This window comes from Acaryochloris marina S15, from assembly GCF_018336915.1.
GTDB lineage: Bacteria > Cyanobacteriota > Cyanobacteriia > Thermosynechococcales > Thermosynechococcaceae > Acaryochloris > Acaryochloris marina_A.
Window position 1 is genome coordinate 664,929 of record NZ_CP064923.1, and the last position, 23,519, is coordinate 688,447.

At 45.9% G+C, this 23,519-nt stretch carries 25 protein-coding genes; 11 read left to right on the forward strand and 14 right to left on the reverse strand.

Annotated features, from left to right (window positions below; all coding sequences use genetic code 11):
- Positions 1-319 precede the first annotated feature (319 nt).
- Entirely contained in the window at positions 320-559 is a 240-nt protein-coding gene (locus I1H34_RS03785; protein ID WP_212664418.1) for a 2Fe-2S iron-sulfur cluster-binding protein, read from the forward strand.
- On the opposite strand, the gene I1H34_RS03790 is transcribed toward I1H34_RS03785, so the two are convergent.
- A complete protein-coding gene (locus I1H34_RS03790; RefSeq protein WP_212664419.1) occupies positions 560-1,501 on the reverse strand; it encodes a serine hydrolase in 942 nt (313 codons plus the stop codon). It lies immediately after the preceding gene.
- Positions 1,502-1,823: 322 nt separating this feature from the next.
- Between I1H34_RS03790 and I1H34_RS03795 the strand changes: the two genes are divergently transcribed.
- Positions 1,824-2,366, forward strand: a complete 543-nt coding sequence (locus I1H34_RS03795; protein WP_212664420.1) for a response regulator — start codon at positions 1,824-1,826, stop codon at positions 2,364-2,366.
- A 19-nt stretch (positions 2,367-2,385) separates the two neighbouring features.
- Here the strand turns inward: I1H34_RS03795 and recR are convergent, their stop codons facing one another.
- Both recR and mutY read right to left on the reverse strand, forming a co-directional pair.
- A complete protein-coding gene (recR, locus tag I1H34_RS03800) occupies positions 2,386-2,988 on the reverse strand; it encodes a recombination mediator RecR (RefSeq protein ID WP_212664421.1) in 603 nt (200 codons plus the stop codon).
- 42 nt (positions 2,989-3,030) lie between these two features.
- A complete protein-coding gene (mutY, locus tag I1H34_RS03805) occupies positions 3,031-4,137 on the reverse strand; it encodes an A/G-specific adenine glycosylase (protein WP_212664422.1) in 1,107 nt (368 codons plus the stop codon).
- Between the two features lie 584 nt (positions 4,138-4,721).
- Between mutY and I1H34_RS03810 the strand changes: the two genes are divergently transcribed.
- Together I1H34_RS03810 and I1H34_RS03815 are read left to right on the forward strand one after the other, a co-directional pair.
- Positions 4,722-5,105 (forward strand): TIR domain-containing protein, encoded by a 384-nt coding sequence (locus I1H34_RS03810; protein ID WP_212664423.1) that lies wholly within the window; start codon positions 4,722-4,724, stop codon positions 5,103-5,105.
- The gene (locus I1H34_RS03815; protein WP_212664424.1) at positions 5,102-5,755 is read left to right on the forward strand and encodes a Rossmann-fold NAD(P)-binding domain-containing protein; all 654 of its coding nucleotides are present in this window, start codon (positions 5,102-5,104) and stop codon (positions 5,753-5,755) included. Before I1H34_RS03810 ends, I1H34_RS03815 begins: the two co-directional genes overlap by 4 nt.
- 529 nt (positions 5,756-6,284) lie before the next feature.
- On the opposite strand, the gene I1H34_RS03820 is transcribed toward I1H34_RS03815, so the two are convergent.
- Positions 6,285-7,241: an RNA polymerase sigma factor, RpoD/SigA family gene (locus I1H34_RS03820; RefSeq protein ID WP_212664425.1), complete on the reverse strand. Its 957-nt coding sequence runs from the start codon at positions 7,239-7,241 to the stop codon at positions 6,285-6,287.
- A gap of 287 nt (positions 7,242-7,528) precedes the next feature.
- Positions 7,529-8,278 carry a 4'-phosphopantetheinyl transferase family protein gene (locus I1H34_RS03825; protein ID WP_212664426.1) on the reverse strand — a complete coding sequence of 250 codons (750 nt, stop codon included), beginning with the start codon at positions 8,276-8,278 and terminating at the stop codon, positions 7,529-7,531.
- 113 nt (positions 8,279-8,391) lie between these two features.
- Here I1H34_RS03825 and I1H34_RS03830 point away from each other — a divergent pair, with 113 nt between their 5' ends.
- From I1H34_RS03830 to I1H34_RS03845, 4 genes are all read left to right on the forward strand, one after another.
- Entirely contained in the window at positions 8,392-8,874 is a 483-nt protein-coding gene (locus I1H34_RS03830; RefSeq protein ID WP_212666127.1) for a flavin reductase family protein, read from the forward strand.
- Between the two features lie 132 nt (positions 8,875-9,006).
- Positions 9,007-9,576 (forward strand): FxLYD domain-containing protein, encoded by a 570-nt coding sequence (locus tag I1H34_RS03835; RefSeq protein WP_212664427.1) that lies wholly within the window; start codon positions 9,007-9,009, stop codon positions 9,574-9,576.
- 401 nt (positions 9,577-9,977) lie between these two features.
- Complete coding sequence (locus I1H34_RS03840; protein WP_212664428.1) at positions 9,978-10,232, forward strand: hypothetical protein; 255 nt, start codon at positions 9,978-9,980, stop codon at positions 10,230-10,232.
- The gene (locus tag I1H34_RS03845) at positions 10,229-10,993 is read left to right on the forward strand and encodes a DUF1350 family protein (RefSeq protein WP_212664429.1); all 765 of its coding nucleotides are present in this window, start codon (positions 10,229-10,231) and stop codon (positions 10,991-10,993) included. The genes I1H34_RS03840 and I1H34_RS03845 overlap by 4 nt, the downstream gene beginning before the upstream one ends.
- A 1-nt stretch (position 10,994) precedes the next feature.
- Here I1H34_RS03845 and I1H34_RS32700 read toward each other — a convergent pair whose 3' ends face one another.
- Positions 10,995-11,123 carry a hypothetical protein gene (locus I1H34_RS32700; protein WP_283250052.1) on the reverse strand — a complete coding sequence of 43 codons (129 nt, stop codon included), beginning with the start codon at positions 11,121-11,123 and terminating at the stop codon, positions 10,995-10,997.
- 67 nt (positions 11,124-11,190) lie between these two features.
- On the opposite strand from I1H34_RS32700, the gene I1H34_RS03850 reads away from it, so the two are divergent.
- Entirely contained in the window at positions 11,191-11,712 is a 522-nt protein-coding gene (locus I1H34_RS03850) for a pentapeptide repeat-containing protein (protein ID WP_212664430.1), read from the forward strand.
- Here I1H34_RS03850 and accB read toward each other — a convergent pair.
- The 5 genes from accB to I1H34_RS03875 form a co-directional block, all read right to left on the reverse strand.
- A complete protein-coding gene (gene accB, locus I1H34_RS03855) occupies positions 11,709-12,176 on the reverse strand; it encodes an acetyl-CoA carboxylase biotin carboxyl carrier protein (protein WP_212664431.1) in 468 nt (155 codons plus the stop codon). The genes I1H34_RS03850 and accB overlap by 4 nt on opposite strands.
- A gap of 15 nt (positions 12,177-12,191) precedes the next feature.
- The gene (efp, locus tag I1H34_RS03860; protein WP_212664432.1) at positions 12,192-12,749 is read right to left on the reverse strand and encodes an elongation factor P; all 558 of its coding nucleotides are present in this window, start codon (positions 12,747-12,749) and stop codon (positions 12,192-12,194) included.
- 188 nt (positions 12,750-12,937) lie between these two features.
- Positions 12,938-15,997, reverse strand: a complete 3,060-nt coding sequence (locus I1H34_RS03865) for an EAL domain-containing protein (protein ID WP_212664433.1) — start codon at positions 15,995-15,997, stop codon at positions 12,938-12,940.
- A gap of 217 nt (positions 15,998-16,214) precedes the next feature.
- Positions 16,215-17,309, reverse strand: coding sequence for a hybrid sensor histidine kinase/response regulator (locus tag I1H34_RS03870; protein ID WP_212664434.1), 1,095 nt, complete (start codon positions 17,307-17,309; stop codon positions 16,215-16,217).
- A gap of 390 nt (positions 17,310-17,699) precedes the next feature.
- The gene (locus tag I1H34_RS03875) at positions 17,700-18,326 is read right to left on the reverse strand and encodes an exopolysaccharide biosynthesis protein (RefSeq protein ID WP_212664435.1); all 627 of its coding nucleotides are present in this window, start codon (positions 18,324-18,326) and stop codon (positions 17,700-17,702) included.
- A 269-nt stretch (positions 18,327-18,595) separates the two neighbouring features.
- Between I1H34_RS03875 and ahcY the strand changes: the two genes are divergently transcribed.
- Both ahcY and I1H34_RS03885 read left to right on the forward strand, forming a co-directional pair.
- Positions 18,596-19,981, forward strand: coding sequence for an adenosylhomocysteinase (ahcY, locus tag I1H34_RS03880; protein ID WP_212664436.1), 1,386 nt, complete (start codon positions 18,596-18,598; stop codon positions 19,979-19,981).
- Positions 19,982-20,273: 292 nt separating this feature from the next.
- A complete protein-coding gene (locus I1H34_RS03885; protein WP_212664437.1) occupies positions 20,274-20,957 on the forward strand; it encodes a tetratricopeptide repeat protein in 684 nt (227 codons plus the stop codon).
- Here I1H34_RS03885 and I1H34_RS03890 read toward each other — a convergent pair.
- From I1H34_RS03890 to hemC, 3 genes are all read right to left on the reverse strand, one after another.
- On the reverse strand, positions 20,950-21,339 hold the full coding sequence (locus tag I1H34_RS03890; protein WP_212664438.1) for a hypothetical protein: 390 nt from the start codon (positions 21,337-21,339) through the stop codon (positions 20,950-20,952). The two genes, I1H34_RS03885 and I1H34_RS03890, sit on opposite strands and share 8 nt — an antisense overlap.
- Positions 21,340-21,381: 42 nt before the next feature.
- Positions 21,382-22,347, reverse strand: coding sequence for a carbohydrate kinase family protein (locus I1H34_RS03895; protein WP_212664439.1), 966 nt, complete (start codon positions 22,345-22,347; stop codon positions 21,382-21,384).
- A gap of 125 nt (positions 22,348-22,472) precedes the next feature.
- A complete protein-coding gene (gene hemC, locus I1H34_RS03900; RefSeq protein ID WP_212664440.1) occupies positions 22,473-23,438 on the reverse strand; it encodes a hydroxymethylbilane synthase in 966 nt (321 codons plus the stop codon).
- Positions 23,439-23,519 lie beyond the last annotated feature (81 nt).

Sequence of the window (23,519 nt, forward strand, 5' to 3'; positions counted from 1 at the left end):
AACCAGATATCCCGCATCCCACTGGTTAAAAGACAGATTGAAGCGTCTGTTTAGGATCATCGCCACTTGTCTGAAAGTCTAACTGTCCCTGGGGGTAGGTACAGTGATTTATATCAATTGTCTAGACATTGAGCTAAAGAAATGTGAGTTTTACTACACTCATTTATCTGGGGTGATGGGCTGCGTTACGCAGATATCAAGAGTGAATCCTCATCTAAAAAGGACAACAGCGATTAGACACGGCTCCTAGCCACTTGGGGATGAAATTCATTAAGATTATTGACACGCCCTCTTCTCAACTTGCTTGTGAGGTTTAGCTTTGTCTGTCTCTGTGAAATTTATGCCTGACGATGTCACCATCGAGGCTGAAATTGGTGAGCCATTGTTGACGGTTGCTGAGCGCGCTGGAATTGAGATTCCCACCGGTTGCTTAATGGGATCCTGTCACGCTTGTGAGGTGGATGTTGAAGAGATTGGAGAGATGTGTTCTTGTATCTCTTCTGTTCCCCCTGGCTATGGTCAACTGACGATCAATTTATTCTCAGATCCCACCTGGTGATTAAGAAGAGTGGGTGGGGATAACCTCAGCCACTTTGGCGGAAATAAAGGGAATAACTTCTTCGTTATCGCTGGCCTGTTTGCCCTCGGTAAACACCACTAATAAATAAGGAGAGCGATTAGGCAATTCAATATAGGCGGCATCATGGCGGACGGTGCTGGTCCAGCCAGCTTTGGACCATACTTTTGTATCTAAAGGAACGCCGCTGCCGATAAATCCGGTCACTTGATTTTCTGGATCTGCGGCCAGCACGTCTGGGCTGAGATTCCGCAGCATTAGGTTTAGCATGGCTTGCGATCGCACCGCCGATACCGATACCCCACCGACAATACTGTGCAGCAGACGGGCTAAGGCTTCTGTGGTCAACCTATTGCGATTGGCTCGGTTTTCTCCCACAAATGCCTGCTCTCGTCCGTAGGGACCATCTCCCCAGGTTTTTTGATTGGCATTGATGGTGCCCAGTTCCGGCCAGCCCAAGGATTGAAAATATCGATTGACGATATTGCGCTGGTACTGCCAGGTCTTAAAGGGTTCAGGGGATAACTCAGGACCGCTGGTGGTGCCGGTCAGCATATCCACTACCAGACCCGTACCATCGTTACTAGAGTCAACAATCATGTCCCGCATCGCCCGCTCTAATTCAGGGGAGGGCTGCATCATTCCCGTTTCTAACCATTCATGGGCAGCGACGAGATAAAACAGCTTGACCACACTGGCTGGATAAATACATTCCACCCCGCGATAGCTATACCCCCGCACCGGATATTGCCAAAATTCCTGGGGACTGATGCTGCCTCCTGTATTCGTGATGAAAGGTGGATCATACACAAGCCAAGTTATGGCCAGCTGATTTTGAGCTAACCAAGGAAATTTAGTCCAGACCTCTTCCACAATGGATTGGCCTTGAGATTGGAGCTGATCATCTGATTGAAAAAACGGCATGGCTCAGTAAGAATTTGGGCAAAGGGCAAGCTTTATCAACAGCAGACTAACACCATTTTCGATTCCCTAACAGGCCAAAAAAATCTGGCGAAAATGTCTAGATTGAAGGCGATAAGATTCCTAAATTCTCTTTTTTCCTCTATTGTTGAATTATTTCTTAAGGTGAAGTGACATTTCTAGGGTCAAATCAGGGCAAACTCTAGAAGAGGGTCTAATTCTATTAGGCAAGATTCTTGTTCAATCTGATGCATTATCAAGAGATTGTTTAGAACTAGACTGGTATTTTTCAGCCCTTACTCATTAGTGGATGTAGGAGTTAAGCGTGGCAGGTCACAAAATCTTAGTGATTGATGACAGCAAGGTCATTCGTATGCGTGTCCGGGATATGCTGCCGGAAGGTGACTTTCAGGTTTTAGAAGCTAAGGATGGTGCAGAAGGCTTAAACTTGATTCGGCAAGAACGCCCTACTTTAATCATGTTGGACTTTCTGTTACCCCGAGTTAGTGGTTGGGAAGTCTATCAAGAACTGCAAAATGAGAACGATCTGCAGTCCATTCCCTTGGTCATCATGTCAGGTCGAAAGGAAGAAGTCACCGATAAGCTGACAGAACCCTTCGAATTTTTTGAATTTATTGAAAAGCCTTTTGAGAAGCATCAATTGCAAAAGGCGATTAAAGGTGCCTTTACTAAGTCTCGATTACCTCGACTCCGTACGGAAGCCAGTAAGCCTGCAGAGGCTGCTCCTGCCGTTGACAATACTGAGGTGATTGAACTACGCCAGAGAGTAGAGTCGATGGAAACTGAGATTGCTAACTTGAAGCGGGCATTGACTCAACTCGTGAACTTCGTAAAGCAAAAGCTTTAGGGATTTCTCTAGACATCATTTAATCCAGATCTCGTCGCCCTTCTAGTGCTCTAGCAAGGGTGACTTCGTCTGCATATTCTAAGTCACCCCCCATGGGTAGACCAAAGGCAATGCGCGTCACGCGCGTAAAGGGTTTGAGCAATTGACCGACATATAGTGTGGTAGTTTCGCCTTCCACACTGGGGTTAATGGCCAGAATCACCTCTTGGGTCTTCGCTTGGTGAACCCGGCGGATCAGGGGTTGGACATTCAGCTGATCGGGGCCAATGCCATCCATGGGGGAAATCAAGCCGCCAAGCACATGATATTGGCCCTTGAATTCCCGCGTTTTTTCTAGGGCAATCACGTCTCTGGAATCGGCAACCACGCAAATCACCGTCTTATCGCGACTCGGGGCACGACAAATATCGCAAACGGGGTCAGCGGACAAATGAAAGCAAACAGAACAAAAACCGACCTGTTGTTTGGCCTCGATTAAGGCATTGGCGAGGGCTTCGACTTCGGCAGTCGGTCGTTTCAGCAGATGCAGGGCTAATCGCTGAGCACTTTTAGGGCCAATGCCGGGGAGTCGCTGCAGTTGCTCAACCAGTCGGGCTAAGGGCCGGGTATAAACCGTACTCACAGTCGGATGCCTCTCGGTAGGGATAGAGCTGAGGTCATTATTTTAGCCTTTGGTTTCCGGTTGCTTAGAAGCCCGTAAGGCGGCAATGATGTCTTGATTAGCTTTGGGAAAGGGATACTCATCTAGCTCTGCTAAGGTAACCCAGCGAATTTCATCACATTCAATAGCCTGGGGCTCACCTTGGATATGGTGGCAATGATGAACCATGAGGGTGACTTTGAAGTGGGTGTAGGCGTGATTGACTGTAATCAAATGATCGTCAACGCCAATCTCAATACCCAGTTCTTCTTTGATCTCGCGGCGAATGCAGTCTTCCACGGATTCTTGGGGTTCCACTTTCCCACCTGGAAATTCCCATAGGCCACCCAGTAATCCTTTTTGAGGGCGTTTATCGATCAGCACCTGGTTTTGGTCATTCCAGATCACGGCAACGCCAATTTGTTTATGGGGCACTGGGGCTTTCTGTTCGGTCATGGGTAAGGTGGTTTGCAGTTGATGGCGGTAGGCTTGGCAATCGGACATCCAGGGGCAGCGATGGCACTGGGGTTGCTTGGGGGTACATAGGGTTGCCCCGAGGTCCATAAATGCCTGGTTGAATTCCCTAGGATACTCTGGATCGAGGAGCGCTGTGGAGGCTTCCCACAGATCGGCTAACACTTTTTTCGGTGGCACCTGGATGGCGAGTAGCCGGACTAATATGCGCTTGACGTTGCCATCCAAAATGGGGGTGGGCTGGTTAAAGGCGGCGCTAAGGATTCCCCCGGCAGTGGTTCGACCGATGCCGGGTAAGCTCACCACTTGGTCAAATTGCTCTGGGAAAGTCCCGTCCCAGTCTGCGATGACTTGTTGGGCAGCTCGATGCAAGTTCCGCGCCCGAGCGTAGTACCCCAGTCCTTGCCAGACTTTCAGAACATCCTGTTGGGGAGCGGCTGCTAGGCTGGCAATGGTGGGGAATTGGGCTAGCCAACGTTGATAATAAGGAATGACGGTTTTAACCTGGGTTTGCTGGAGCATGATCTCTGAGACCCAGATGGCGTAAGGATCTCGGGTTTGTCTCCAGGGGAGATTTCGTCCTGACTCTTGATACCAAGTTCGCAAGGCAGTCCTCAATTTTGCGACTGGTAACTGATGTAGCTTAGAATCTGTCATCAACCCAGATTGGCTCTATATTCCCTTGATTCAGGATAAAGGAATGTTGAGTGTTGAGAGTTAAGGGGGATGGAGATAATGAGGGTACTAGCTTAATTTTGATACATACCCACTGAGGATGATGGACATGGCAAGTAACACTGCTTTGGTGGATCTGTTTACAGTGGTGGAAACTACTATTTCTGATAAATTGAATGGATAGTATTGAGAGCATGTTATTTTTGTGATCAAGTAAGCAGTAGGACATAATTAATTTCACAACATTTTTGCTAAAACCCTGGCTTAGCAAGGAAATAGATTGTAATTACTTCTGCTTAAGTGCTTATATATACTCATCCCAAAAATCTTTACTAGTCTTTGCTTTTAGACGTTAAATTTTTGATCCCAGAATTTGTGCATCTGCAAAGGTGACATGCTCCCATAGTATCTAGATAACATCCTGATTTCAGAAGTATACGGATTAGAGTCGAAAAATGTCTTGATTCTGGAGCTATCATGCCTTCATATAATTACTAGTTAAGCCGCTGCAGACTTTATTAAGTACGATGAGAGAGATGATGGATACGCCAAGATGCCTAGTGCTCATGCCATACGGTCGTTCTCAAGTGAGTGCTAGGCAGATCATTGTTGACATCTTGCAGAGAAATGGAGTTGAGCCCATTATTCCGGAGGAGTTTGTTGCCGGCGCGCGATGGGCTGACGAGATGCTTGAATCATTACGGTTGAGCGATTTCATTATTGCGGACTTATCTGAATTTAACCCGAATGTGATATTTGAACTCGGTGTTGCCCACGGTCTTCGAAAGCCCTTTATTATACTTATTAGTTCTGAGTCTGAAGGACAAATCCCCAGCGATTTATCAGGGTATCAATACCTCACTTACAACCCGCATGACTCATATGAGTTGCACGAGCGCCTTACACGGTTTGTGTTGTCGATGCAGAAGCGACTCACGGCAGGCTCATGAGTGGTAAAAAGGTTTGTTTTGTTGTGATGCCGTTCCGACCAGAACTTAACTTCTTTTTTCTTTACTTACAGCGATATCTTGAGGAAACTCATGGCCTTAGCGTTCGCCGTGGCGACACCAGCGTTCTCACTAAAGCTTTAATGGAGAAGATCGAGTTTGAGATTCAGAACGCAGATTTTATCATTGGAGATATCTCACATCCGAATCCAAATGTTTTCTATGAGCTTGGAATTGCCCGAGCCAACGGTAAACCAGTGATTTTCTTGACACAAGATGAGCCTGAAAAAGCACCTGTAGATGTTCGAGAATTCGAGTTTATTAGATACGACCTGTCAAGACACGATGATCTTCTGACGAAGCTGGATAATGCTGTCCAACATTTACTTGGTCCGGGATATCAGGAACTCTACGATCGCGCTATCACGACGCTACAGATATTCAATTCCGAAACTGAGTCGACGTTCGCACCTGCATCAATCGAGGAATTCCAAGCCCGGGCAATACGTGCAGAGCGGCTTGAAGGTCTCCCAGATACGGACGACGATGCGGCAGTTCGAGAGTTTGTTTTGCCAAAGATAATCTCCGACGCAACTAACATCGCTATAATGCGCAAGATTGATCTGTGGTTGACACCACCACCGATCGACTGAGACACGGATAATATGCTTTTAATAGATACTGAGAATCGGTACCGCTGTACTTGATCATTAGCAAGATTAGATGATTAAATCTAGACTCACCAAAGAGCGTTAAAAGACCAGTGTAGCAATACTTATAGGCAAATTTATGAGCGAGAAACTATACCACAATCATTTGACCGAAATGATAGAGAAAATACAGCGACTTTCCACCGCATTAGATATACATAGAAACCTCTCATTCGTATCTCGACAATGACACATACATCTAGTATGGTTGTCACCTACAAATCTTATGTAGCTTAGCAGTGTAGGCTTGTTCGTGATTTTGACCAAAAGAGATAATAGACCTCTTACATAATTCAGCTAACGATATGGTAGTGGACTAAAAATCTAAGGCAGAATCGCAGTATTTATTGAGTAAGTAGCACATAATGAAACGAATATTGCAAGAGGTCTACTCTTCTACCCAATAATTTTCAGGAAGGGTACACTAACCGAATGTACCTAAAAAACTAAAATAATTTTAGGTGTACAGATACTAACTAGCCAGATATTCAGAAATATCGGCTTTGCGCTTCCGTAGCTTACTTAAAGCTTCCCGCTCAATTTGTCGAACCCGCTCCCGACTAATGCTTAAGCGATCGCCAATCTTGGCCAAAGTCAGCGGTTGACCATCATCTAAACCAAAGCGGAGATGGAGAACCTGCTGCTGCTGGTCTGTCAAATCTGACATTAGCCGCTCAAGGTCTCGTCGCAAAGAAGCTTGCAGAGTAAAGTTCTCAGGAGATTCTGAAGGATCTTCAATCAGCTCACCCAGCTCGGTATCTTGGTTATCTCCAACCTTTACATCAAGGGATAACGGCTGGCGAGCACGTTCCAAATATTCACGGACTTGCTTACCCGTTAAATCTAATTCGGTGGCTAACTCGCTGATTGTTGCTGCTCGGCCCAACTTTTGGGAGAGCTGCCGTTGCGTCTTCTTAATTTTGTTGAGCTTTTCTGTGATGTGGATGGGGAGTCGAATCGTCCGTCCTTTTTCTGCGATCGCACGAGTGATCGCCTGCCGAATCCACCAGTAAGCATAGGTCGAGAATCGATAGCCTTTCGTTGGATCGAACTTCTCGACGCCTCGCTGCATACCAATGGTGCCCTCTTGGATCAGATCCAACAGGTCTACATTGCGCTTGATATATTTTTTAGCCACGGAAACTACCAAGCGCAGGTTGGCTTCCACCATCTTTCGCTTGGCCGCTTCTCCTGCATTTAGAGCTTTTTGCAGCTCAGCTTCCGAGAGCTTAGCGGCCATCGACCACTCCGTCTGGTTCGGTTGACGTTCTAATTGCCCCGCCAATTCTTCGTGAATAGTCTGCAGCTTAATCAGGTGTTGGACTTGCTTGCCAAACGTTACCTCTTCTTCATGGGTCAAGAGGGGGACACGCCCAATCTCTCGCAAGTAAGAGCGCACAGAATCTTTAGCAATTTCTTTGGTTCTCATGGGGCGTCTCTCAAGTTTAGACAAAGGCATCTAGGATGGCGTGTGGACTTGTAAGAAATGAATTCTCATCTATCTCACTACAAAGGCAATCCCGTTCAGCAAGTCAAACGTACAATACCGTATCCAAACACTTACAACAGTCAAAAAGATTACGCTCTGTAAACTTAGATGTCTGTATATAGGGCTCATCAGACTTGAATTGTACCTTTTATATTAAAAATCGTAACATATCTTTAATTTATCTTTGTCTTTGCTTGTCAGAGATTCCAATTAATGTTCCAGACAAATTATTGATCGGAACTGGCATACTCCCACAAATGTAGACGTTGCCAGGGTTTTTGGGTTGCAACGGCCCCGGCAAAGTTAGGATCTGGAAATAGGTTGTGCAGAAATAGTTGATGAGACTGCGATTGCTCCATCACATTGATAGTGGTGCTGGCTTGATTTAATCCCTGGGCTACATTGATTTGATTGAGGGCATGGGCAATGCTGCCGCCCATTGCCTTAACACAAGCTTCTTTCCGGGTCCACAGTTGAAAAAAAGTACGGCATTGTCGTTCTACAGGCTGTTGCAGTAGAATCTCGTGTTCTGCTTCTGAAAAGAAGCGCTGGCTTATATTTATATACTTAGCCTGTGGGTTCACCTGCTCAATATCAACACCCACTGCAGTCGTCTGAGTAATGGCAATAACAGCTAATTCATGGGAATGAGAAACGTTGAATTGCAAATTCAAGGGATTGCAAGACGCTATGAGTTGAGGTTTGCCATAGTTTCCATAATCAAAGTACAAGACTTTACCCGACGTCTGTAAATACTGGCCCAACAAGCATCGTAGGGTTCCCCGGACCTGCACATACTTGCCCTGATCTTGCGATCTCACAAACCGCTGGGCTCTCTGTTGCTCATCTCTAGACAATAAATTCCATAAAGAAGGGTCTATTTCACCCCTCGCTTGTAGTGAGAGTCGCCAGATATGTAGTGCCTGGGGGACGATCGAGATCACTTTACCAGTGGGAATCCATTGCCAATTGGACATATTGATGGTTTCTATGCTCGCATTACCGCAGTTTGACCCTTGGCGGAGTCGTGTCTACATCCCTTGCTAAAGTGAGAGACATAGTTTGAGAGATGTATAAGGATACCGCAACCTTGTTAGACGAAAAAGCCAAACGCACCTTGCTTCGCAACATTCCCCATCCCCTCAACATCTGTGGTGTTAAAGAAGGGGATGAAGTCAATGGATTCACCCTTAGCTGGATGACCCAAGCCTCTTTTAAGCCCCCGATGATTGTCATTGGCGTGCGCCAAGATTCTCGTTCCCACGCCATGATCAAGGCGAGTCAAGTCTTCGCTGTTAGCTTTCTAGAGGTGTCGCAACAAGATTTAGCAGAAACCTTTTTTAAGCCCCAACAAAGAACAGGCGATAAATTTGGCGATGTAGAGTTCTACTTAGGTGAAGAGACTGGCTGTCCGATTATTGCTAGTGCTTTAGGCTTCGTAGAATGTCAGGTCAAAGGCAGCTTAGAAGAAGGCGATCATTCTATTTTTATGGGAGAAGTCATCGCTGCTGGGCAGCATCGTGAGGGACAGCCCCTATGGATGAAAGATACGCCCTGGCAATACGGCGGCTGAAGTCCCTGTCTACTTCTGATGCAGAGCAGGGCATACTAACCCCAGACAGATTCTCAAATATTCCTGAGATAGGATCTGAATCAAGCATTGACGAATTATTTCTAGAAGTTGGTTGAGAGAGTGAAATAAATAATGTTGACATCTTCTCGGCGCTGGTTAACGCGCCTTCTGGTTGGTTCTGTTATGGCGTCTACAGCGTTGGTAGCCACTCTGCCGGGGCATACACAATCAGCAGGAGACGTAATTCAAATTGGGGGTAGTGCTTCAGAGCAGTCCCGCTTCCAAAACTATTGGCAGCAATTGATGAACCTCAATGGCCCACCAGAGACTGAGGAAGCTTCTGCAAGTTCTTCTTTTGAAGAAAGTGATGTGGATCCCCAAGCCTTAGCGCAAAAACTCAGCAAGAACCTACGAGTATCGAATCTTCGTCTTGCTCCTATTATTCGTTTGAATGGTTCGTCTGAAGTTCAAGGAACCCTAACAAACGGCAACAAGAAATCTGTAACCGTATCGGGCGTGAATTTCGAAGTGGTCGATGGTAGCGGCAAGCTGATACAGACTGGAAGTGCCGTGCCCAGACCATCTAACTTATCTTCAGGCCAGTCTGTCACCTTCAAAGCTCAACTACTAACAGTGCCTCCTAACGGAAGTTATAAAGTGCGTCTGACAAAACCCGCTTTTAATATTCAGGGTGGTGTGTAGTCTTCTGTTTTCGAACTAGTTGGGACCACCTTTTGTGTTTGGCGGTACATCTATATTGCTATAAAGTTAGGGGCAATGGTGGTACCCAATTTCAAGCGTGATGTTTGAGGCGACCTAGGTACTCTGGGTCGCCTTCTCTGATCTAACGGTAAGCTCTCATTGGATTGACATAATAAGGGCGTAAGCTACTGTAAACAATTGAACATGACTTGTTTTGTTTGCCTTCTTCTCTCGTAATCACTGGGTATGGCGTTATTACTGAGTGCTAGAAGGTTTACGCTTCATGGGTGTTATGGCTGTCTGTTATTCTCTGAAGACTCATGCAATAGTGTTATACGCTTACCTTCTCCAATGCTGTTGACTCTGCACACATCTAATCTTGAACCTCTTACAATACGGTTATGAACGCGTTTGATCCAACCCCACCCAACTGGACCAATTCAGCTACCCATGCCCATCATTTTTATTGTCCAAGTTGCCGGGCGACCTGTTCAGAAGCACAGGCAGTGTGGATCAATCGTCGGGCTCCGGTCATTACCGAAACCTATCTGCGCAAGTGGCAAGAGTTTTACCAATGCCAGTGTGGACAGGCTTGGTGGGCTTGGAGTAGCGATCGTCCACCTTCAGATTTATATCCAAAAGAACATCCAGAATGAACTGGCAAGAAATAGAAAATAACTCAATCCTTATTCCTCCCCAACCCATTGCCTTAATTCATTTTCTGGGTGGTGCTTTCGTTGCTGCTGCCCCACAAGCAACCTATCGAAGGCTCCTGGAAGGACTCGCTAATCAAGGGTATGCCGTCATTGCTACTCCTTTTCTCACCTCAGTCGATCATGCAGGTATTGCGGAAGAAGCGCTCCATCAATTTGAAGATACAGTCGATTGCTTACAAAGAACAGCACGATTGCCCCAGTTCCTGCCCATTTATGGCATTGGTCATAGTATGGGGTGCAAACTCCACCTACTAATTGGCAGTTTGTTTGAGGTCAAGCGAGCTGGAAATATCTTGATTTCCTTTAATAACGCCCCGATTGATAAGGCAATTCCCTTCGCTGACTTGATTACTCCTGCGGTTCCGATTGAATTTTCGCCTAATCCTGCTCAAACCAACCGCTTAGTGGAACGACACTACCAAATTCCTAGGAATTTAATGGTCAAGTTTTCCAATGACACCCTAGATCAGACCTTAAGGTTGTCAGGGTTGTTAGAACAGCGTTTTCCGGGCATGATTTCCATTCAGCGCTTAGCAGGCAATCATCTGACGCCATTAGGACAAGATGTCCGTTGGCAACCAGGAGATACGTTTACCCCCCTGGATGCTGTGGGGCAATGGTTTCGTCAAGAGTTATATAAAGATGTCAATCACCTTGAAAAAGCGATCTTGCGCTGGCTCGATCCGCTGAGTGTTATTTGAATCAATCATCCAAACTGTGTGTATTGCAGGTGAGTGTTGGAAAGAGGGCCAAAGGCATCGCCAGGGAATATGGAGTGCGTATTTGGGTATTGTTGTTTGCGATCGCACCCATTCCATCCAAAATCAGCATAAACTCATTCGGTTAGTCCCAACCCCTGGCACAATAAAAATATTGGTGGGAAGACGACAATTAGGCTATGACCGTTGAAGAACTTTTAAAGCGCTATGCCAATGGCGAACGAGACTTTAGTAAATCGGATCTATCTAAGCAGGATTTGAGCCTAGCTCGGCTCGATCATATTGTTTTGCGAGATACCAATTTAAGCCATTCGGCCCTTCATGGTATTGATCTACTGTGTGCCAACTTATCCGCTGCCAACTTATCCGCCGCCAAGCTGATCGGAGCTAATCTCACAGGGGCAGATCTAACCAAAAGTAACTTGAGTAATTCGCTATTGAGTGGCGCCATCCTAGTGGGAGCCTGTTTATCGAAGGCCAACTTACAACGAGCCTCCTTAAATTACAGCGATCTGAGTGGCGTCAATTTCCGAGATGCAGATCTACAGAACGCCAATTTCAAAGGCGCGAACCTCAGTGGTGCTGACTTTTTAGGTGCTAATTTAGAGCAAATCGATCTCACAGATGCCATTCTGCAAGATACGATTATGCCGGATGGCAGTATCGCATCTTCAGCGCTTGGGTATGAAGGTAACGTCTAACTAGAGGGGTTAATGCGCATTAGGGTTTGACCGAACTCAATAGGCTCCCCATTTTCCACGAGAATCTCAACGATTTCGCCGTTAACCTCAGCTTCCAGCTCATTCATTAACTTCATGGCTTCGATAATGCAGATGGTTTGCCCGCGTCGGGCGGCATCCCCTACTTCTACAAAAGGAGACTCATCCGGTGCGGGGGAACGGTAAAACGTACCTACCATCGGAGAGATCACATCGACCCATTTTTTGTCTGGTGCTGAAGGGGGAGAAGAGTCTGGAACAGAAGCTTCCAGAGCAGCACCATCTATAACCATTGGCTGTGCGGTCGAAGAGGAGACCGTCGCTGTCGTTTGGTTTGCCTTATGGATAGTCAGCTCAAAATCGTTACTTTTAAGACTTAGCTCATCAATATCTGTTTGATTGAGAATCGCTAATAGTTCACGGAGTTGGTTGAGATCAAATTCCACCGTTGATGTTACTCCTTACTCTCTGCCTAGATAGGAGTCGTTGCGGGTATCCACTTTAATTCTTTCTCCTTCAGAAATAAATAAAGGAACCATCACCTGCGCTCCTGTTTCTACAATAGCTGGCTTGCTCCCCCCAGTCGCTGTGTCACCTTTCACACCTGGATCGGTTTGGGTGACTTCCAAAACGACTGATGTGGACAACTCTACTTCTAAAACTCGCTCTCCCCATTGGATGACGTTAACTTCCATACCTTCTTTTAAGTATTTCACGCGAGTGCCAATTTGGTCTTGGCTTAAGCTAGCTTCTTCGTAGGTTTCCATATCCATGAACACAAATTGATCACCATCTTTATAGGTGTGTTGCATGACCCGCTTTTCCAAATTGGCTTGGGGAACTGTTTCTCCCGCGCGAAATGTCCGTTCTACGACACTGCCACTTTGGACATTCTTTAATTTTGTTCGCACAAATGCAGAGCCTTTACCAGGTTTGACATGGAGAAACTCTACGACTCGCCATACTGAGCCATCAAGCTCAATTGACACACCTGTGCGAAAGTCATTACTGGAAATCATCGATTTTCGGCATGGGAAGAACAATCGGCAATTCATTTTACCGTCCAGGGGGGCTGTCTGGACGTCTAGTTCTCCTTCGCTCTGAAATAACAAGGCAAAACTGGACTGGGATTGACCTTGAAGGACGGTTTATTGTCCAAATAGATCAGGATATCCCCAGTCTTGAAGCCTCAATGGAATCTATCTGGCTACTGAAAAACCCCTTGTTTAACAATGTTCTGCAACGGCATTAGCCCGGCAATCAATGCTTTGCGGTCTAAGGGTTGCGACTCTATTGATTGCAGCACAATATTAATTTTGGTCAAGGTATCGACTAGATTCAACAACACATTATGCTCAGAAAAGCCTGGCAATAAGTCCACAGCTCCATGGTCTATTACTCTTTGGTGTTCAGAAGGGGCAACTTGGGGTTGTTCGCCATTAGTAAAAATCAACTTTAGGTGTGGATGATACTCTGCGCACCAGAGGCAGAAATCTTCTAGCTCTGCTAATACAAGGTGTTTATCAATTAAAAGCAAATCGGGTATTGCATAACCCATCTTTTGCATCTGTGTTAGGGTTTGCCTGACATCTTGTTCTGCTGTCTGCCATGTCACGGATACGCCTTGAGATGTGAGGGCTGCTTGCCAGATTTCTCCTTGAAATTGTAAGGATTGGGACATCATCACCGTCTTCTCCGACTTTGAGGTTCCAAGATGCCCCAAGGATAAATCCTCAGATTCAAAGGTGAGCGTTGTTGTCCCGATCGTGATGCGATCTCCCTCTTGTAACAGAGTAGGACGGGTAATGAGTTGACCATTCACAACTACACCAACGTGAGTTGCAAGGTTGACCAAGTAATAATTACCTGTTCCCATTAACTGAAACATGGCATGTTTGGGGGCAACATTCGGCTCAGCCAGCAAGATATCGCAACTTTGACTCGTGCCAATCATCCAAGATGTTTTGCCAACTAAAGGCCGATAAGAGTAGGCTGCATTCACTCGCAACTTTAAACGTGCCAGCGTTAGAGAAGAAGTATCCTCGGGTGACGATTGATAATGATGGGCGAGTAAGTGTTCCATTGAACTGGCATCAATCGGCTTTGAGAAAAAATACCCTTGAGCATATTGACAATTCATGGCTCTCAATTGAGCAGCTTGCTCAGCCGTCTCTACCCCTTCTGCCACAGCCCTCATGCCCAGATTCTGAGAGAGCATTGTGATGGTATGAACGATCTGTAAATTTTCATGGCTATCCATCGCACTGACAAAAGAGCGATCAATTTTGAGAATATCGACGGGAAAACGATGCAAATAGCTCAAAGACGAATAACCCGTCCCAAAATCATCAATACCCAGTTGAATGCCTAGGGCCTTAATTTCTAGCAATTGTGCAGCTGTTGCTTCAGCATTCTCCATAATGGCGCTTTCAGTAATTTCCAATTTCAAACTCTGGGGGGCCAAACCTGTGGTTTGAAGGATTGCCTCAATTTGAGAAATTAGCCCGACTTCGGAAAATTGCTTGCTAGAGAAATTAACACTGATAAACAAGGGAACATCTAATGGGAATTGCGTTTGCCAGTGGCTGAGCTGTCGACAAGCTTCCTGCAAGACCCACCAGCTAATCGGTAAAATTAACCCTGTTTCCTCTGCAACTGGAATAAACTCCACAGGCGAAATTAACCCTCGCAAAGGATGATGCCAGCGCAAAAGTGCCTCAAAGCCGACAATTGCTGCCGTTTCTAAATGAAAAATAGGTTGGTAATGGAGTTGAAATTCTTGACGCTCAATCGCCCGTCGTAGATCGACTTCTAACTGTAACTGGGCAGACGCATTACTATGCATGTCAGCTGTAAACACTTCCCACTGTGCTTTGCCTAATGCCTTGGCCCGATACATAGCCGCATCAGCATTGTGGAGAAGTTGCTCAGGATCGTCATAGCCCATCGTACTTAAGGCAACGCCCGTGCTCACTGTAATCAAGACCTCGCGTCCATTTAATTTAAATGGACAGTTTAATGACTCCTGAATGCGCCCGCAAACGATTAGGGCATCACTCAGATCTTTAATTCCTTCTAGGAGAACGGTAAATTCGTCACCCCCTAATCGTGCCAAGGTATCGGTTTCACGTACGCAAGCCGTCAATCTTTCTGCGATTTCTACCAGGAGCTGATCACCTGCTGCATGCCCTAGGCTGTCATTCACGACTTTAAATCGATCTAGATCAAGGAACAGCACAGCGAAAATTTGATCGGGGTGCCGCTTTACTCGCTTAATGCAATACTCAAGGCGATCCATAAATAGGGATCGATTAGGTAATCCGGTTAGCTTGTCATAGAACGCATCATGTCTTAGCTGTGTTTCAGCTTGTTTGAGCTGAGAAATATCTGTGATAAATCCTTCTAGCCCTAATGCTTGACCTTGTTTGTTGAAAATGCCATTTCCTTGTTCTAGAAACCACTTCAACTGACCAGACTTTGTGCGAATACGATACTCCACCGTATAAACCTGCTGTGTTGCGATTGCTGTGGCAATGGCAGCCGTTAGCTGAGGTAGATTGTCTGGATCGATCAGAGTATTGTAAGTAAGATTGAAAGTCCCTAGTAATTCTTCAGGTGCATATCCTGTGAGCTTTAGGCAGCCCTGACTTAATGATCGCCGAGACCATCCCAAGTCACTATTGCAGGTAAAAACAATTCCTGGCAAAGAATCGAGTAAAGATTGTAAGTTATGGCCTGGGAAATCGAGATGACTTTTCTCTAGATTGTCCCTAGTCGCCTCTTTAGTTTTTTGGGTTTGTGCCGTGGCTGCGACAGTTGTAGAACCATGCTGTTGCATTGAACTGCCAGATGGCTCACTTTGCTGTGTTAGCAGTACTGCTTTGAAACAGTGATTGATGTCGGATAAGGGGACAATGTGAAACGGTACAAGCTGCTGATGGTTATCTGCCTTGGCCAAAAAGTTGGCTGAAGCTTCTTCCTGAATCGGTAAGTTAGAGATAATGGTCGCTAGATTACCGATATCTTCAGGTACTAAATAGTCATATAGAAAGTGGGGACATTGATTTTGCTCGTCCCCTGAATTGAAAACCAGTTGATTGTATGCGTCATTAGCGTACAGAACCTTTGGCCCCTTGGCTTCATTAACCGCAGCCTCAATGATTAAGATGGCTGTATTGGCGTCGCATACAACTTTCTCTAATAACTCATGAGTATTTAACTCATAAGCTTCAAATAGCTCACTCCCTTTCTTGATATGCTTCCCCACGGAATTACCCAACTTATAATCTGCGCCTTCTACCCTATTTCTATAGTTCCCTAATCTTGAAACAGATCCTTCTTAATCTGGTACTTTTCCCAGGACATAAGAAATACTAGAGCCTTCTGAGTATTATCGTGAATCTATTGAGGGAGTAGCATAATTTGGTTAGCAAATTACATTAAATATATTGATGTTTATCAATGACTTGAGATAGTTTTGGTCTTTAGGCTAATGGTAAGAAGACTGATACTTTTGTATGTTGACTTAGCTCACATTTGACTTGCAACTCACCACCATGCAGCTCTGCAATTAGCTTGGCAATAATCAACCCCAAGCCAACGCACTTATGTAGATAAGAAGGATGGTCAAATTGCATGTGAGATCCCAGTTTTGTCAGCTGCTCTGGGCTGGGTCCCTGTCCTTCGTTCGTAATTTGGCAGAAGAATGTTTGGCCATGTACTGAGCTCTTGAGGCTAACGGGAGTTCCTACAGCTGAATATTTGAATGCATTATCAACAATTTCTTCTATTATTTTTTGTAGTTTTGGCTGTGCTAGGAGTATAGTGGCGTCTTTTAATTCTAGTTGTAAATCAGATGTTCGGCTGTAGTATTGCGCTTGGGTGCGGGCAATATTAGAAATTACCGCTTTGGTGGCACAAATGCCTGTATTTTTCCTGAATATCCGTAGGCGTTGAGGATTTTGCTCTATGCTAGCTAACTCTTGATAAATAAAAACATTTTGGAGCCGTTCGTATAATAGATCTCCCGTACTCTTGATCTCATTCAAGAGATCCTTTGCAGGGGTAGTATTCTTAGGGGCCTCATTCTCTTGAGAAGACTGTGCGAGATTAAGAATGTGTTCTAGTGGCTGATGTATTTCTAAGGGAAGAGATTGAATGAGATCGCAGCAGTGATCACTCCAAGTTGGCCGATCATCAGAGTTATGAATTGATAAGGTCTCTATTTGAGCATTTACTGCTCCTAATAGCTCGTCTCGTGTAAAGGGCTTGGTTAAATAATCGTTTGCTCCTAACTCCATCCCTAGCCTCAGATCAGTTTTACTGGCTTTTGCCGTTAAAAAGATAAAAGGAACGGATTGTAAATAAGGATTTTGACGCAGTTGGGTCATGACGCTATAGCCATCAAATTCAGGCATCATGATGTCACAAATCACTAAATCTGGCATTTCTTCCTGGGCCAGCAAAACGCCGATGTGACCATCTTCTGCATCAATCACATTAAAGTTTTCAGCCATTAATATTTCGCAAATAATACTGCGAATGTCATCTTGATCTTCAATGACAAGAACTTTGGACATGGTGACAATATGCTGTGAAAATCACAAATCTCTTATGGAGAGGCTCAATAGGGCATTGCGCAAGGTGAATAGAGAGATTCACAAATGACTTTTACCCGGTGGAACCTTTTGGTGAGATGGAGCTAGATCTGGGCCTTGATGGTAAGAGGGGACTTTATCTAGAATGCCCATAAACTGGATAGCTTATACTACTCCTTGCATTAAGAAGTGATAGAGAGGGACTGCCAAAACATCAACCCCAAATTAAAGGGTGCAGTATTAGTTTAGCCTTCCATTTTCCATATTTCTGGCTATTACTAGAAGAAATAGTGAGTTAAGAAGCTGGGTAATTATAGAGAAACTCTAAATAAAGCTAAGTGATGCATTTATGAGTGGAAATTGGCTTTAAGACTATAGACTCTCTAACCATCCTTTTATTAACTCTAGTAAGCTGCTTCCTCCCCAAATAAAAGCCACTAGAATTGAGATGGTTATTGCTGCGCCAAATAAACTGATGACTAAGCCACCCAAACTAATTGCTCCATCATCTTCTAATAAACCAAAGCCAGTGACGAAAATGCCAATGGCTGGCACTGTATTGGTCCCTGGGATAGGTATCATCATCGAAATGCCCATCAGCGCCAATATACAGCCCACTACTATGCGGCCCGGTATGCTGGTGCAAATCGGTAAGAAGCGAGGTCGAGTGATGGCTTCAATGCGTTTGAGCCAAGGTAAAGCCTTTTTTAATATGCCCTGTACTGTCGAGAGGGCAATCGGATGAGTTGCAAATTTTTGAGGAAACCAGGGTTGCTTAGAGCCAGTAATCAGCTGAACTGCCAGCAGGAAAATCATAATTCCAAAGGGAATTGAGTATCCGGGGGCAGGGACTGGGAGCGCTGAAGGAAGCGCTAACAAAACAAATAAGACCCCAAAAACTCTTTCTTCTGCTAGAGCCAGCAATTCTTGCAAAGTTACATGAGGAGGATGTTCGTTGTCTATGAATGTGCGCTGGAGTTCTGATGACAGGCGTGCCATAAAAAATTGAGAGCAACCTCATGCATGGTAGGCGATTACGCAAAGAATACAGCAAAAAGACCTGCTCAGGAGGAACAATTGTCAGAGACTATGGACGCTCAATGATATCTTTGGAGACTGAATCTATGAAGTTTGCCAGAATTCACTGATAAATTATTCAAGATAGCTAATACAGCAATCATTCATTATTCCCCGCCAAATATATATAAAATGCCTCACTATAATTAACAGAGGATCAAATAAGTACACCCATTGTTGAGAAGGATCATATGAGCCCACAAGTTTTGACGCGAGATTATAAAGTTGCGGATATTTCCCTAGCAGAATGGGGACGCAAAGAGATGGCCATTGCTGAGGGTGAAATGCCTGCATTGATGGCGATCCGTGCGAAATACTGTGATAGTAAGCCTTTGCAAGGGGCCAAAATTATTGGTTGTATTCATATGACCATTCAGACGGCAGTCTTGATTGAGACGCTCTGTGAGTTAGGAGCAGAAGTTCGTTGGTCTTCCTGTAATATTTTTTCCACTCAAGATCATGCAGCAGCAGCGATTGCCGCAGCAGAGATTCCTGTATTTGCCTGGAAGGGTGAAACCGAAGACGAATACATGTGGTGCATTGAGCAGACTTGCCGCACGCCCGAAGGTGCACTTTGGGATGCAAACATGATTTTGGATGATGGTGGTGACCTAACAGGTCATATCCATGAGAAATATCCCGATATGCTTAACCATATTCATGGCGTAACGGAAGAAACCACCACAGGGGTGCATCGCTTACTAGAAATGTTGGAGAAGGGGGAACTAAAAGTTCCTGCTATCAATGTTAATGATGCGGTGACAAAGTCCAAAAATGACAACAAGTATGGTTGTCGCCATAGTCTGAATGATGCGATTAAGCGTGGCACAGATCACCTCATGTCTGGTAAGAAGGCCTTAGTGATTGGCTATGGTGATGTGGGCAAGGGGTCTGCTGCTTCTCTGCGACAAGAAGGCATGATTGTCAAAGTCACTGAAGCAGATCCCATCTGCGCGATGCAGGCCTGTATGGATGGCTTTGAAGTGGTCTCTCCCTTCAAGAATGGTCAGAATGACGGTACTCTCAACTCCATCAACAAGGACCTTTTAGCCCATACGGATCTAGTGGTAACCACCACAGGTAACTTTAATGTTTGTGATGCCAATATGCTGGCTTCCCTCAAGCAAGGGGCCGTAGTTTGCAATATTGGTCATTTCGATAATGAAATTGATACGGCCTATATGCGCAAAACCTGGCGTTGGGAAGAGGTCAAACCTCAAGTTCATCAGGTGTATCGAAGTGATGATCCGCTAGACTTTTTAATCTTGCTTTCGGAGGGTCGCTTAGTGAACTTAGGAAATGCAACGGGGCACCCCTCCCGAATTATGGATGGATCTTTTGCTAACCAAGTTTTAGCGCAAATGCTTTTGTTTGAACGTAAGTTCGCTAACTTGCCTGCAGATCAGAAAGCTTCAGCCATCACTGTAGAGTTGCTACCTAAGCAGTTAGATGAAGAAGTTGCCCGGTATATGGTGGAAGGTTTTGGCGGTGTGATTACACAGCTAACTTCTGAACAAGCTCAGTACATCAACGTTCCGGTTCAGGGACCCTTTAAATCTGAGAGTTACAAGTACTAAGTCTTTTAAGACTAGTATTCCTAATAGCCCCGAATATATGAATGGTTGGGGCTATTAGGGGCTCTTGTGTCTGTTAATAATGCAGAGTATCTGAGGTTTATAAGGATGTGTAGATATTCCTTATAGGCCTTTTGTGTATTCATGGCGGATTTATGAATGCGCTGGTGATTGGAACAAAGCGGTGCTGATTCCTATCGAGGGGAGTTAGGGTTCTTGCTTAGGATAGCTGCCATTCGGGGGATGGAGTCTGGGAGTGTCAGGCAAAAGTTTGTGTGGTATTTCAGGAGTATCTATGAAAATTTTTTCTAACTGCATTGCTCAATACAAGCAATATCTACGAGTCGCCTCTTTTTCTCTACTAGTATTCGGAAGTGTTTCCATCGGTTCAGAAACCTTACGTGCACAGTCTCTGCCAGAGACGTCGTCCCCTGCTGGCAAGCAAGCACCATCCAACACGGAAAATGCCTCCAGTCCTGAGGCCCAAGCGCCTACACCATCAGTGCCTGAGACGGTGCGATTGGGAGATGATCGCTATGCTCAAGCCGATTATAAAGGAGCCGTAGAGGCTTACAGCCAGGCCTTACAAGCCTATAAGCTTAATGCCTATGCACTCTATAATCGGGCCAATGCCTATCGGCAGTTAGAAGAGTATGAGGCTGCGATCGCAGATTACACTACGGCTTTACAAATTGCCCCTGATAACCTGTTTGCTTACCTTTACCGAGGCATGGCTCAATACGAGCAGCAGCAGCCAGCCGCCGCCATTGCTGATTTCTCTAAAGTCATTGAACTCAACCCTAAGCATGCCCTCGCCTTTCAAAAACGGGGTGAAAGCCATTTAGCCAACGACAATGCAACCGCAGCCATTCAAGATTTAGAGCAAGCAGAAAAGCTATACGAAAAAGAAGAGAAATTTCGCAAAGTCAGCCAAGTGCAGAAAAAACTCAAACAAGCTAAATCGGCTCAAGCTAAGTAGTGGGCGGATCAACCGTTTGAGTGGCAAGATGTTTTGCGTACCACCATTGTTGTAATGGAGACGGTAGTCGATAGGTGTAGAGCGTCGTGACTAAGGGGGCGGCGCCCTGATAGCCCACCAGTTCGACACAGTATGATGGGTAGCGTTTCGCCGATAAATCAGCAATCAAGCGCCGCCCAATGCGACGCCAACTGGGTTCCTTGCCTCGCCATTGTAATCGGCAGCAGGGCCAAGGCAGCTTGTCTCGATCAAATAGTCGACAACAGGGACCGATCACGCGATAGCTAAACTGATTACCAGGACTTTGAAAAATATATCCCGTGGGCCAAGGATGATTGATGGAGATGCCGGTGATCTGGGCGGATGGTGGAGATGGAGGCATAGTCCCAGTGGTTGACATGAAAAAGTCCCCGTTTGGATGGCGCTAGGGTTGAGCTTGCAGAAAAGTGGCAACTTCATGAGCAGTGGGCTGGGCTGCGATTGCTCCTGCTTTAGTGGTTGTTAGAGCACCCACCGCACTGGCATAGGTCATCATAGCCTGAGCAGCCTGTACATCTGCAGGATGACCTTGAGTGAGCAGCTGGTGGATAAATCCAGCTACAAAGGCATCTCCTGCGCCAGTGGTATCTTGTACCTCAACAGTGAAGCCCGGACAAGTTCCATCTATATTTTGGAAGGAGTAAGCACATCCCTCTGCCCCCGCCGTAATAATAATGCCCTGAACAGTGGGTAACCTCTTCATAATTGCTGTTGGATTCGTGGTGTTCCATAACCACAGTGCTTCTTCTTCAGCCAGTTTTAAATAATTTGCATCGGGCAAGAGCTGCAAAATAATCTGGCGGGCTTCATCTGGGTCGGCCCAAAATACGGGTCGCCAATTCACATCAATTAAGATTTGCACCTGATGCTGTTGGGCTAGATGGATGGATTGACGGACAGCCGCTGCCGATTGAGGATAGGCGAGTTCTAAGGTGCCCAGGATTAAATAGTCGGCACTGGTAAACAGGTCCACCGGCAGGTGATCGGCCTGCAATTGAGTATCAGCAAATGCAGCAGTGTCATAGGTGCCAAACCCCGCAAAAGTGCGATCTCCCTCTACCGTTCGGGTGACATACACCTGTCGAGTGGGGGCTTCAGCCGTTTGGATGCCTTGAGTATTAACGGTCGTTTGTTGCAACAGCTCAGTGAGTTGCCTGCCGGGTGCATCGTCGCCGATACAGCCGATAAAGCCAGCGGATGTACCTAATTTAACCAATGCACAGGCCACATTAGCCGGTGCCCCACCCGGATAAGGGGTCCAAGAGGTAACGGATTCTAAGGCTCGACCGGGCTGATCCGCCAGACAGTCAAACAGAACTTCTCCCAGACATAACACTTGGGGATTAGACATCCTGCAACTCCTCTCAGAACAGCCTGACTCCACTACCCTGAAGCGAAGAGACCTGCTTGCGCACCATGACAATTGCCAGAGGTCTCAAAGACTAGCTTGACGGAAAAGTGGGTGCTATCAGACTATCAAAGATCTGAGGGACGGGCAGCGGCAAATATTTCCTCTAGAATCTCTTGGGCCCCTTGTTCCCGAACTTTCTGGGCCAGATCAACCCCTAATTGGGTGGCGCTAGCAATGGGGCCTGAAACCGTGTCTTTAATTAAACGTTTGCCATCTAAACTGGCCACCATACCCACGAGGGTTAGCTGTCCTTCATCCAGGGTGGTATTGACGCCGATGGGAACCTGGCAACCGCCTTCTAATTCATTTAGAAAGGAACGTTCGGCCGTACAGCGATGAGCTGAGGGCTCATGTTCTAAGGCTTTGATAAAGGCCATGATTTCTTCATCCCCTTCCCGGCATTCAATGCCTAAGGCACCTTGGCCGACGGCATGTAATGAAATTTCTGCAGGAATAACCTGATGGATGCGGTCGCCAAAGCCTAGCCGCTGTAATCCAGCCACTGCTAAGATAATTCCATCATATTCACCCGAATCTAGCTTCTGAAGGCGGGTATTTAAGTTGCCGCGAATATCTTTGAATTCTAAATGGGGATAGTGATAACGGAGTTGGGCCAGCCGCCGTAGGGAGGACGTTCCAATCACAGCTCCTTTGGGTAAGGTATCAAGCTGATAGTCTTTAAAATTTTCATGGACGACTAGCGCATCCGCAGGATCAACCCGCTCTGTCACCACGCCTAGACAAAGACCTTCCGGTAAGTTGGTGGGTAAATCTTTGAGAGAATGCACTGCTAAATCGGTCTCTTTACGGAGCATAGATACCTCTAGCTCCTTCGTAAATAATCCCTTGTCTCCAATCTTGGCCAGAGCAACATCGAGGATATTGTCCCCTTGTGTGGACATGGTGCAAACTTCAAATTCGTAGTCAGGAAAATGTTTTTGTAATTCTCCTTGGACCCAGTGCGTTTGCACGAGAGCCAGTTGACTTTTCCGGGAACCAATCCGAATCACGCGAGGGCTGGAGGCAGACATAGAATCAAGTCGCTGTTAATTGCAGCGGTAAAGATGAGCGTACCTCAACAGCTTACAGAATTGCGGCAGCACTCGAAAGAG